Here is a 12412-nt window from a genome sequence, read left to right on the forward strand (position 1 = left end):
AATATTATTGTCCTATTGAAGAATATTCAAACCCTATTTCTTCCATTTCTGCTTTATCAAGTATATTTCTTCCATCAAAAATAAAAGCAGGTTTTTTCATTTCATTGTATATTTTTTTCCAATCATAGGTTTTGAATTCGTCCCATTCTGTCATGATGGCAACCGCATGTGCATCTTTTAATGCTTCATATGGGGTTTCGGTTGCTGTTACAAGCTCATTATTTTCCTTTTCAGATCTAGTGTTTAAATAATTTAAATCTGATTGTATTTTAACATTTGAAACTTTAGGGTCATAAACAGCAATTCTTGCTTGCTCGTTTAATAAGTGATCCGCGACATAAATTGCTGCAGACTCCCTAGTGTCATTAGTATCTTTTTTAAATGCCCAACCCAAGAAACCTATTTTCTTTCCTGAAACCGTATTGTATAGTGTACTAATTAAGTTATCTGCAAATCGTCTTTTTTGATGATCGTTAAGAACGATAACCTGCTCCCAATAATCAGCAACGGCATTTAGATTATAACTTCTTGCTATGTAAACAAGGTTTAGTATATCCTTTTGAAAGCATGATCCGCCAAAACCTACGGAAGATTTAAGGAACTTAGGGCCTATTCTCGAATCCATACCAATGGCTTTTGCCACTTCGTCAACATTTGCTTCTGTTCTTTCGCATAGTTCTGAAATAGCATTTATTGAAGAAATTCGTTGTGCTAAAAATGCATTTGCTGTAAGTTTTGATAATTCTGAAGACCAAACGTTGGTTCTTAAAATTTGTTCTTGAGGCACCCAGCTTCCATATATATTTGCTAAACTTTCTATGGCTTCTTCAGATTCTCCCCCAATTAAAACTCTGTCGGGGTTTAATAAATCTTGAATAGCAGTTCCTTCAGCTAGAAATTCTGGATTTGATAAAATATCAAAATTCACGTCGCTTCCAGTATTATCTAATATACTTTTTATGGCTTGCGCCGTTCTTACTGGTAGTGTAGATTTTTCAACTACTATTTTATCTGTTTTAGCCACGTTGGCAATGTTTCTGGCACAAAGCTCAACATATTTTAAATCTGCTGCCATCCCTTTTCCTTTACCATAGGTTTTGGTTGGCGTGTTTACAGATATAAAAATCATTTCAGATTCATCTATAGCTTTATCAATCTCAGTGGAAAAAAACAGGTTTTTGCCTCGTGTTTCCTCGACAATTTCTGCTAAACCAGGTTCGTAAATAGGTAGCTTAGAAACATTGGAATCATTCCAGGCATCAATCCGAGATTGATTTATGTCTACTATGGTTACCTTAATGTTTGGATTTTTCTTTGCAATAACTGCCATAGTTGGTCCTCCAACATAACCAGCACCTATACAACAAATTTTTGTTACTTTCATTTTTATTGATTATAAGTTTTTCCAATACCAATTAACAGCTTCTTTTAAACCGTCATTAATATTGTATTTGGGTTTATAGTTTAATAGTTTTTTTGCTTTATCTACAGAAGCTAAAGAGTGCGGGATATCTCCTGCTCTATTTTCTCGATGTTTTATTTCAACATTTTTTATAGAATCGTCAAACTCAGACAAATGCTTTTTTAATAATGTTGTTAGCTCCAATAGAGTTGTTCTGTCACCATAGGCAACATTATATACCGTATTTAATGCCTCTTGGTTATCGGTGGTTATACAAAGCATATTCATTTGTACTACATTATCTATATATGTAAAATCTCTTGAGTAACTTCCGTCACCATTAATCATAGGAGATTCATGGTTTATAAATTGTTTTACAAATAAAGGGATTACTGCCGCATAAGCGCCGTTGGGGTCTTGCCGCTTGCCAAATACATTAAAATAGCGTAAGCCAATGGTATCTAATCCATAAGCTTTTTGGAAAATATCAGCATAAAGTTCATTTACATATTTAGTAATAGCATAAGGTGATAAAGGTTTGCCAATTGTATCTTCCACTTTGGGTAGTGCTTCATGATCTCCATAGGTAGAAGAGCTGGCTGCATAAACAAAGCGTTTTATGTTGGCGTCCTTAGAAGCGACAAGCATATTTAAAAACCCGGATATGTTTACCTCATTAGAGGTTATAGGGTCATTTATTGATCTTGGGACAGACCCAAGAGCCGCTTGATGCAATACATAATCTGCATTTTCGCAAGCTTTACGACAATCCTCAAGGTTTCTTATGTCTCCTTCAATAAGTTTAAAATTAGTACTATCTAAAAAAGGCTTTATATTATCACGTTTACCAGTAGAAAAATTATCAAGGCAAACTGTTTTTATGTTATTGGAAAGCAATGTTTCACATAAGTTGGAACCAATAAATCCAGCTCCACCGGTTACCAAAACGGTCTTATTTTGTAGATTCTGTAGCATTTAAATTTGGGTTACTTGTTAATAGCAGCAGCAAATATGTAAAAAATTATTCAAACACAGATTATTATTATACTAAGTTGATGTTTTTAACGATAAAAATCACTGCATTAAATTTTAAGGAGATTTAATCGGTAAAAATTGGGTATACAACTAGTTACAAGTTATTTGTAATAAGATTTGTACCAATCAACAAAGGCTTTTACACCATGTTTTATCGATGTATTTGGTCTATAATCGTAGTCTTTTATTAAGTCATCTACATTAGCCCAGGTACGCTCAACATCACCAGGTTGTATTGGCAACATGTTTTTTTCAGCTTCGGTGTTAAGATTAAATTCAATCTCTTTTATAAAATCTAATAGCTTTACAGAATTGTTGTTGCCTATATTATATACTTTATATAGGACGTTGTTTTCTATTCTTTCTTCATTTGGATGTTCAAGAATTCTAACAACACCCTCCACGATATCATCAACATAAGTAAAGTCACGTTCCATTTTCCCATAGTTAAAAACTTTAATGGGCCTATTATTCACAATAGCATCAGTAAATAAAAACATAGCCATATCTGGCCTTCCCCATGGTCCATATACAGTAAAGAAACGCAGCCCTGTGGTTGGGAATTTGAATAGATGACTGTATGTGTGTGCCATTAATTCATTACTCTTTTTCGTAGCCGCGTACAAACTTATAGGGTTATCTACATTGTCTTCGGTAGAAAACGGAATTTTTTCATTTAAGCCATAAACACTGGAACTACTTGCGTAAACAAGGTGCTTTATTTTGAAGTTTCTACAACATTCAAGAATATTTAAAAAACCAACAAGATTAGAATCTACATAAGATTCAGGGTTTTCTAAACTGTACCTTACTCCCGCTTGGGCAGCAAGATTACATACTACATCAAATTTTTCGTTTTCAAAAAGTTTAGGAAGTTCTTCGCGATTTTCTAAATTCATTCTTATAAATGAAAAGTTGTTAATGTTTTTGCTTTTACATAAACTGTTGAATGCAGAGGCTTGATCATTGTCAATGCCTAATTCTCTCAACCTGTCAAACTTGAGTTTGGTATCATAATAGTCATTAATATTATCGAGTCCAACAACAATGTGCCCTTTATCCAGTAGAATTTTTGAAGTGAAGAAACCAATAAAGCCTGCGGCTCCAGTTACAAGTATTTTCATTGTTTTTGATTTGAGGTGTTAAAATTTGTTTAATGATACAAATATGGAAAAAAGAATTTAATGGCTTTTCAGTTTGAGTTAAAATGAAAATATACTCGATAAAATTAATTTTAGATGCTATTTCGCCCTATCATTTCAAGAAGTACACACGTTAAAATTAGTTATTATCATATTATTAACAATGCTTTTAAATAATCGATGAACTACTTAGTTTTGCGGTTAAAATATTTATTTTTAATAATATATAGTCCAGAACTGGAATGGATTCGTATATGACACAAATACAAAAAATCGATAAAATGCTATTTGAGTACGATGAAATACCATTTGTGGAATTAATATTACAATAAAAAATATTTTTTCGACGAAATGCATATAAAATCCGTTTAAAGAACTTATATTTGAATCCCCTAGTCTAATTTTTATCATAACAATGAAATACCTACATTTGAGCTCTAACCTACCTACAACTTTAAAATTTTTGTTATCGTTTTTACTTTTTTTAATGCTTTTGCCTTCATGTAATAATGAAGAGTTATATGTATTAGAAGAGTCTGCATTGGTAGAAGAGGAACCTGATGTAGAAGAAGAGCCAGATACAGGTGCCGTGACACCGGTAGTACCCGTCGAGGCTATTGATGATACTTTTTCAACTTCTGAAGATTTGCCAGTTACTATTGAGCCCTATTTGAATGATGAAAATTTGCCTTCTACATTTACCGTCTCAAATACAGATCCATCTAATGGTGTTTTAACAGTAAATGATAATGGTACACCAAACAATCCCTTAGACGACTCAATAGTCTATACGCCAAATACTGGTTTTTCAGGAACTGATACTTTTGAGTATACAATTTGTGATGCTGCTAATGCAGATAATTGTAGTACAGCAGCAGTTACAATAAATGTTGATCCAAGAGAGGACGATATTGCCACAGAGCTTAAAGCATTCCCGTCAGCATACGGTGCAGGGGCATACACTACAGGAGGTCGTGGAGGTGTAGTCTTGCATGTTACCAATTTACAATGGAATAGTTCTCCAGGTTCTTTAAAGTGGGCTTTGGAACAAAATTATCCCAGAATTATAGTTTTTGATGTTAGTGGAGTAATTAACGTTACTGAACAGTTGCATTGGGGTGCAAGAGGCAATGTTACAATTGCGGGACAAACAGCTCCTGAAGGTGGTATAACACTTTATGGAGATCAGATAGGATGGGACCAAGAAGATAATGTAATAATAAGATTTGTTAAGTTTAGAAAACCTGGAGATACTTCTTTTTATGATTGGTGCTTAAATTTAAGAGCCACCTCAAACGTAATTGTAGACCATTGTTCATTTGCTTATTCAGAAGAATATGCACTAGGTGCTGGTACTCATACTGATTTTACAGATAAAATTACTTTTCAAAATAATCTGTTTTCTGAATGTAAAGATGCAATACTAATAGGTGAATCCAATGAAGCTGGTGTGAATTTAGGTGATTTTAGTATTCTAAACAATGTGTTCTCAAACGTTGGATGGAGAACTCCTGCAAAAATAGGAGGAAACTTAAAAGCAGATTTAATAAATAACGCTATACATAACTGGTGGGCAAAGCCTATTAGATGCGATGCTGGTAATTGGGAAATAAATCTTATAGGTAATTATTACCAAACAGGAAACCAAACAAGAAACCAGCATATATCTTGGGAGAATCATACACTATGGAGGGTAAGAACAAACGCAAATATGTCTCCAAAGATATGGGATGAAGATACTGAGTGGACTATCTATACTCAAAGTGGTCATAATTTTAATCCTGCACCAGCAGGTTATCCATCAGATAAATCATTAGCATGGAAAAATTTTACTGGCTCAACCGCTACTGTAAAACCTGAATGGTTTGTTAATTCAAGGTTACCATTAAAAGGAGCAACACCAAACATTTTATCAAGTTCACAAGTTTTAAGTACTTTGCTTCCAATAGCGGGAGCGAACAAATACCTTAATGCGGATGGTACGGTAGGCGTTTATAGAGACCCTGTTGATACCACCGCTATTTATAATTTTGAAAACGAAGTATCTTATAGCTATTCTACCAATTGGAATACAGCCGCAAGCGGATTGCCTACAATGCCAACAAATACTAGACCAGCTGGATATGACACTGATAATGATGGAATGCCAGATACTTGGGAAGCTGCAAACTTTGGAGATTTATCTAGGGATGGCACAGGTGATTTAGATGGAGATGGTTATACAGATTTAGAAGAATTTTTAAATTCTGTAGATAGATCATAAAAGGCTAACTCTAAATAGTGTTCATTATTTTATATGGAATCTATGTCTATATGCAAACTTTAAATCACAATATAGATTTAAGTTTCAAGCTCATAGAGCCAAATAAAAAAATAATTTTCCAATCTTTTTCTTATTTAGTTGAAGGCCTTTAAAAAGAGTCGTTAGTTTATCGTTTTGCCATTATAAATAAGAGATTATTTATTGAATTATACTGTTAATCTCTCCAGACAAGCTTCATGATGCTCTCTAAAATGTATTACTGCAGATAAATCAGCCAAACATGTTTAAATAATTTAGATGACTATTTTGGAAGCATATTAATGCGAATGCTTCAAATTTATGATGATTTATCTATTTATTGTAATATGGATTACTAATAGTTTTTTAGCGTTATTGATTTTCTACGTTCTTTTGCTCAAAAATACAAGTTATTGCCAGATATATAATAAATAAGATTTTAATAGATTTTCTTTGATAATATTAATTTGTACAACATATTTGCAGGATAATATTAGTAATCAACTACATACCCATATACACAAAAAAAATGATTTTTAATTCTTTAGCATTTTTGATTTTCTTTCCGATAGTATTTTTTTGCTATTGGTTTCTTCCAAGGAAACAAGTTAGAATTCAAAACATATTATTGCTAGTTGCAAGTTATGTTTTTTACGGTTGGTGGGATTGGAGATTTTTATCACTAATTGCATTTTCAACAATTGTGGATTATGTATTGGGGTTGAAAATTGATAAATCAGAAAATAAAAAAAAGTTTTTTCTGGTTTTAAGCATAATGACTAATTTAGGTCTATTAGCTACATTTAAATATTTTAATTTCTTTATTGAATCTTGGGTAGATTTTTGTTCAATTTTTGGGTATGAGGTTTCTTTGTCTACTTTGAACATTATTTTACCAGTAGGTATTTCGTTTTACACTTTTCAAACGATGTCATATTCAATTGATATATATAGGGGGGAATTAAAACCAACCAGAAGCTTTATTAACTTTGCAACATTTGTTAGTTTTTTTCCACAGCTTGTTGCGGGACCTATTGAAAGGGCATCAAATTTAATTCCACAAATAGAGGAGCAAAGGAAATGGATCCACAATCGTTTTAAAGATGGTTTTTTTCAAATTTTAATTGGGTTTTTTAGAAAAGTAGTTGTAGCTGATGGAATTGGCGCAGTTATAGATGGCATATATAATGAACCTGATATCCACAATGCTTCTAGTATTCTCATGGCAGTTGTTTTATATTCCTTTCAAATATACTTTGATTTTAGTGGTTACTCAGATATTGCAATTGGTACAGCAAAATTATTAGGTTTTGATTTTAAAAGAAATTTTAACCTCCCATATTTTTCAGTTTCTATTACCGAATTTTGGAGACGCTGGCATATTTCGTTATCTACTTGGCTTAGGGACTACTTATATATTCCCTTGGGTGGAAATAGAAAAGGGATAGTGTTGCAATATAGGAATCTTTTTATCACAATGCTTCTAGGGGGGTTATGGCATGGCAGCTCCTGGAATTTTGTTGTTTGGGGTGCGATTCATGGCATACTTTTAGGTCTAGAAAAAAAATTTAATTTATTGCCCAAAAATTATAATTTTTTTAAAAATATTATAATTTTCTTTATTGTTAGTTTAATTTGGGTTTTCTTCAGGTCTTTAAGCTTTCACGATTCAATTTTCATTTTCAATAAATTATTCTCTGAAGATTATTTATTGCCATATGTTGGTAATATAAACAGCTTGATGACTGTCTTGTATGGGTTGTTTTTAGCAATATTTTTCGATGTTATTCTTTTTAGGAGAAATATCCATTTGGAGAGTTTTGGATCTAAATTGAATACCTTAAGCTTTTCAATAATTTCAGTATTTATTTTGATAAATATTGTTTTATTTTATTCTAGCTCCTCTAACTTTATATACTTTCAATTTTAAATGAAAAAATCTTTAAAAACATCAATAGTGCTTATAGTCTTGTTTTTTGCAACAGACTTGGTAGTTTTTAATTGTTTAAAACGAATCGATGAAAAAGTTCTCACAGGACAGGGTGTTGGTAAAGTAAACCACTTCTTATCCTTAAAGGACTCAGTGAATTTGTTAGTTTTTGGTAGTTCTAGAGCACTTCACCACGTTAACCCCAAAGTTTTGGATGATAATTCTTATAACATGGGAGCAGATGGAAAGCGTTTGGGCTATAGTGCTGCGTTAATTTCTAGTCTTAATAAGAATGAACAAATTATTTTGGTGCATATAGATCCAAAGTCCATATATAATTCAGAATATAAGGGAGAAGATATTTTGGGACTTTTAAATGTAACAAAACGGAATAATGATATAGATGATTTTATTTTTGAAAATTTCCCAAAAGAAATTTATTTATCTAAAATATTTAAATGTTATGTTTATAATGGAAAAGTTCTTAGTTTAATTAAGAATTTTTTAACGCCGAAATATAACTACGAAGGATATATTGGTTATGATCCCATAATTCCAAGTCGAGGGCAAAAACAGATTTTTAAAAACTTAATTGATAAAACAGATTTTTCAGCTTTTAAATATGACGGTATTTCTAAACTCCCTAATCCTCTTATTGATAAATTTATAAATGAAATAAAAGAGAAGTGCGACAAAAATAATTCGAAATTAGTTTTCTTTACATCTCCTTCCCTTATTAAAAATGAAAAAAACCTCCTTCTAAAGACAAAAGAATATTTCAAATATAATGAAATACAGTATTTTGATTTTTCCAGTTTTATAGATATTTCAGATATCAATAACTGGAAAGATTTTACTCATCTATCTGGAAAAGGGGCAGATTTATTTTCCAAAGAATTAAGTAGTAGACTAAAACAAAACTAATTTTTTATTAGTGTATACTTAAAGTGGGACCATTTCACTGTCTAAATAAATAGTTGGGGGGTATTTGTTAAAACCAACTTTATTAATCTTTAAAAGTTTTTAAAGTGAAAAGTACCGACAAATATACTGTGATACCAATAAATAATAAGGAAAAAACCGGATGCTTTCAATCCGTTATGGTAATATTTATTTAGGAAATTGGTCTTCGATAACATGCAAACATTATCCATGAAAAAACTCATAAACGTAGTTAACCGATTTTAATAATGCTTTTAGCGAATTAACCCCAATCAGTGTTTGTTGCTTTAAAACAATTACTAAATTTACAACCACAATACAAGATTAAATTGATTAATAGCAAAGTTCTTTGATTTAATAAGTTGTATTTGTTGCATTAATTTTGAATTACCACAATCCCTCTCAATGGTAAAAGCATACATCTAGACCATATTAAATCAATTTAAAATTTGACTAATTAGTATTTGATTTTGTTTTCTTCAAAGAAAGGGGATTACACTTTTGATACTTACATATTTAAGATTGCTCGTTAAAGAGCATGCTAAACATAAATGTTGACTAAAACTAAAATATATTTATCATCCCCACACATGGGAGGCGCAGAACAAGGCTTTGTTAATGAAGCTTTCAATACTAATTGGATAGCTCCTCTTGGGCCAAATGTTAATGGCTTCGAAAAAGATATTGAAACTTATTTGGGGAATCATAAACATGTAGCTGTGCTCAGTTCTGGTACGGCGTCCATTCATATGGCACTCGTGCTTCTGGGTGTATCCAAGGGTGACGAAGTTATATGCCAAAGCTTTACCTTTTCTGCGTCAGCAAATCCGATAATGTATCAAGCAGCCACTCCAGTTTTTGTTGATAGTGAGCCGGAAACTTGGAATATGTCTCCTGAGTTGTTGGAGATAGCTATAAAAGATAGAATAGAAAAATATAAAAAGCCTAAAGCAATCATTGCAGTTCATCTATATGGAATGCCATACAAAGCTGCGGAAATTAATTTGATAGCTAAAAAGTATGATATTCCAGTTATTGAGGATAGTGCTGAGGCATTAGGGAGTTATTATAAGAATAAACCTTGTGGTACTTTGGCTGAATTCAGCGTTTTATCCTTTAATGGAAATAAAATTATAACTACATCAGGTGGAGGAGCATTAATATGTAGCTCACTACAATACAAGAACCAAGCGGTTCATCTATCTACTCAAGCAAGGGATAATACCCCTCATTATGAGCACTCTAAGGTTGGTTACAACTACAGGATGAGTAATGTGGTAGCAGGAATAGGGAGAGGGCAGATGGAAGTATTAGATAAAAGAGTAGCAGCAAGAAGGAAAAACTTTCAATTTTACAAAGAAAACCTAAAGCATATAGAATCTTTTGAATTTTTAGAAGAACCTGACGGTTTTTTCTCCAACAGATGGTTAACCTGTATAAAAACAAGTTCGTATGAACAAAGAGAACAAATGAGATTAGCTCTTCTTGAGGATGATATAGAATCTAGGCCACTATGGAAACCAATGCATATGCAGCCAGTATTTAAGGATTATTTACACTTTACCAATGGTGTTTCCGAAGATTTATTTAAAAAAGGTTTATGCTTACCAAGCGGTTCAAATTTGACTAATAATGACTTAAATAGAATACTTGAAAAAATCTCTCAAACCCCTCAATCATGATAAAAAACTACTTTACTTATTATTCCCAAAAATTCGCCTCGAAGTGGCTGGTTTTTGGTATTGATCTAGCCATAGTACTGGCTACTTTCTTTCTAGCCTATTTCATTAGGTTTAACTTTACTCTTGATTTTGAGATCGAGCGACTATTGGTACAAGTACCATTGTTATTATGTATTACATCTATCAGCTTTTTAATTGTTGGTTCATTTAAAAGTGTAATTCGCCATACTGGCTTTACCGATGTTGTTAATGTTTTTAAAGCGGTAATATTAATGACTTTTTTAACTACATTGGTTGTTTTGGCAAATACCATAACGAATACTATACCAAACTTTACCATACCTAAATCTATTATTGTAGTTCACGCGCTGTTTAGTTTTGTAGCACTTAGTGGCTGTAGACTGCTATTCAAAATTGGTTACAACAATTTGAAATCTAAACTAACGGATAGTAGAAATGTTATGATATATGGAGCTGGTGATTCTGGTATCATTACTTATAATGCACTAATGAACAATACAAAAACAAATTATGTTACACAGTTCTTCATTGATGATGATATTAAAAAACGCGGTAAATTGATTAATGGTATTAAAATTTTACCTTTGAATGATATCGATGAGTCATTCGTAAAAAACAATAGCATTGATGAAATTATAGTTGCTTCCCAGAGTATTGATACAAACAACATTATAAGTCTAGTTGATAATTTAATCGATTTTAATGTAAAGATTAAAAAAGTCCCCCCAATTGAAGATTGGATTAATGGCGAATTCAACAGCAACCAAATAAAGCAGTTCCAGATAGAGGATTTATTAGGGAGACCCCCAATTAGTATTGATAATCCTAATTTACTCAACGAATTTAATGGAGAAACTGTCTTAGTTACTGGTGCTGCTGGTTCAATAGGAAGTGAATTGGTAAAGCAATTGTCTAACTTCAACCTTAAGAAGTTAATCCTTGTTGATCAAGCAGAATCAGCATTATATGATGTGCAACAAGATTTAAAAAGAAGCGGTAAATATAATTATGCAGCAATTGTTGCTGATATTAGAGATGGCTTGAGAATCGATACAATTTTTCAAATCCATAAACCTACTATGGTTTTTCATGCAGCTGCTTACAAACATGTGCCTTTAATGGAGAAATCTCCTTACGAAGCTATAAAAATTAATGTAAATGGAACCAAATTATTGGCTGATACAGCCTCGCGATATAATGTGAAAAAATTTGTTTTTGTTTCTACTGATAAAGCTGTAAACCCAACGAGCGTAATGGGAGCGACTAAGAGAATGGCCGAAATGTATATCAGTTGTTTGCAAAAAGAAAGTAAAACAAAATTTATTACCACACGTTTTGGAAATGTATTGGGTTCAAATGGGTCGGTTATTCCTTTGTTTAAAAAACAGATAGAAAATGGTTCAAATTTAACATTGACCCATAAAGATATTACAAGGTATTTTATGACCATTCCTGAAGCTTCCCAGCTGGTTCTCGAGGCCGGTACAATGGGTAAAGGTGGTGAGATATTTATATTTGATATGGGTGAATCCGTAAAGATTTACGATTTAGCTAAGAATATGATTAAGCTTTCTGGCTTAAGATATCCGGAAGACATTGATATTAAAATTACTGGTTTAAGACCAGGAGAGAAATTATATGAAGAGTTATTAGCAAATGGTGAAAACACGCTTTCTACATATCATAAAAAAATATTGATAAGTAAAACTAGAGAGTTAGATTACACTAAAGTAAAAGCTGAGATTGAAGAGCTTTGTATTACAAATCGTTTTCAAAACAATAACATTGTAATGAAAATGAAAAGTTTAATACCCGAGTACAAATCCAATAATTCAGAATACGAGAAATTTGATACAAGAGTTAAGGTTTATAAAAAAGCTAAAGGCATAATTGAGAATAACTCAAAAGATTCCAAAGTTTTTAAATCTGTTCAATAGAATTTAATATAAATCTTGTATTTTAACCCCCAAATCTTAA

General features: G+C 32.0%; 8 protein-coding genes. 5 read left to right on the forward strand and 3 right to left on the reverse strand.

Annotated elements, in window-relative coordinates; all coding sequences use genetic code 11:
- Window positions 1-4 precede the first annotated feature (4 nt).
- From EYD45_RS01220 to EYD45_RS01230, 3 genes are all read right to left on the reverse strand, one after another.
- Entirely contained in the window at window positions 5-1384 is a 1380-nt protein-coding gene (locus EYD45_RS01220; protein WP_130962520.1) for a nucleotide sugar dehydrogenase, read from the reverse strand.
- A 9-nt stretch (window positions 1385-1393) separates the two neighbouring features.
- Entirely contained in the window at window positions 1394-2377 is a 984-nt protein-coding gene (locus tag EYD45_RS01225; protein WP_130962521.1) for an SDR family oxidoreductase, read from the reverse strand.
- Window positions 2378-2538: 161 nt separating this feature from the next.
- Window positions 2539-3561 (reverse strand): NAD-dependent epimerase, encoded by a 1023-nt coding sequence (locus EYD45_RS01230; protein ID WP_130962522.1) that lies wholly within the window; start codon window positions 3559-3561, stop codon window positions 2539-2541.
- Between the two features lie 433 nt (window positions 3562-3994).
- Here EYD45_RS01230 and EYD45_RS01235 point away from each other — a divergent pair, with 433 nt between their 5' ends.
- The 5 genes from EYD45_RS01235 to EYD45_RS01255 all read left to right on the forward strand — a co-directional run bounded on the left by EYD45_RS01235 (window position 3995) and on the right by EYD45_RS01255 (window position 12372).
- The gene (locus tag EYD45_RS01235; protein WP_130962523.1) at window positions 3995-5842 is read left to right on the forward strand and encodes an Ig-like domain-containing protein; all 1848 of its coding nucleotides are present in this window, start codon (window positions 3995-3997) and stop codon (window positions 5840-5842) included.
- A gap of 739 nt (window positions 5843-6581) precedes the next feature.
- Complete coding sequence (locus tag EYD45_RS01240; protein WP_233702481.1) at window positions 6582-7790, forward strand: MBOAT family O-acyltransferase; 1209 nt, start codon at window positions 6582-6584, stop codon at window positions 7788-7790.
- Window positions 7791-8714 (forward strand): hypothetical protein, encoded by a 924-nt coding sequence (locus tag EYD45_RS01245; protein ID WP_130962525.1) that lies wholly within the window; start codon window positions 7791-7793, stop codon window positions 8712-8714.
- Between the two features lie 569 nt (window positions 8715-9283).
- Window positions 9284-10414, forward strand: coding sequence for a DegT/DnrJ/EryC1/StrS family aminotransferase (locus EYD45_RS01250; protein WP_130962526.1), 1131 nt, complete (start codon window positions 9284-9286; stop codon window positions 10412-10414).
- Window positions 10411-12372: a polysaccharide biosynthesis protein gene (locus EYD45_RS01255; protein ID WP_130962527.1), complete on the forward strand. Its 1962-nt coding sequence runs from the start codon at window positions 10411-10413 to the stop codon at window positions 12370-12372. Before EYD45_RS01250 ends, EYD45_RS01255 begins: the two co-directional genes overlap by 4 nt.
- Window positions 12373-12412: the final 40 nt, after the last annotated feature.

The organism is Hyunsoonleella flava, from assembly GCF_004310325.1.
Classification (GTDB): domain Bacteria; phylum Bacteroidota; class Bacteroidia; order Flavobacteriales; family Flavobacteriaceae; genus Jejuia; species Jejuia flava.

Coding starts and splice junctions, on each gene's coding strand:
- EYD45_RS01235 (WP_130962523.1), top strand. CDS start 3,995: ATGAAATACCTACATTTGAGCTCTAACCTACCTACAACTTTAAAATTT.
- EYD45_RS01230 (WP_130962522.1), bottom strand. CDS start 3,561: ATGAAAATACTTGTAACTGGAGCCGCAGGCTTTATTGGTTTCTTCACT.
- EYD45_RS01255 (WP_130962527.1), top strand. CDS start 10,411: ATGATAAAAAACTACTTTACTTATTATTCCCAAAAATTCGCCTCGAAG.
- EYD45_RS01225 (WP_130962521.1), bottom strand. CDS start 2,377: ATGCTACAGAATCTACAAAATAAGACCGTTTTGGTAACCGGTGGAGCT.
- EYD45_RS01245 (WP_130962525.1), top strand. CDS start 7,791: ATGAAAAAATCTTTAAAAACATCAATAGTGCTTATAGTCTTGTTTTTT.
- EYD45_RS01250 (WP_130962526.1), top strand. CDS start 9,284: ATGTTGACTAAAACTAAAATATATTTATCATCCCCACACATGGGAGGC.
- EYD45_RS01220 (WP_130962520.1), bottom strand. CDS start 1,384: ATGAAAGTAACAAAAATTTGTTGTATAGGTGCTGGTTATGTTGGAGGA.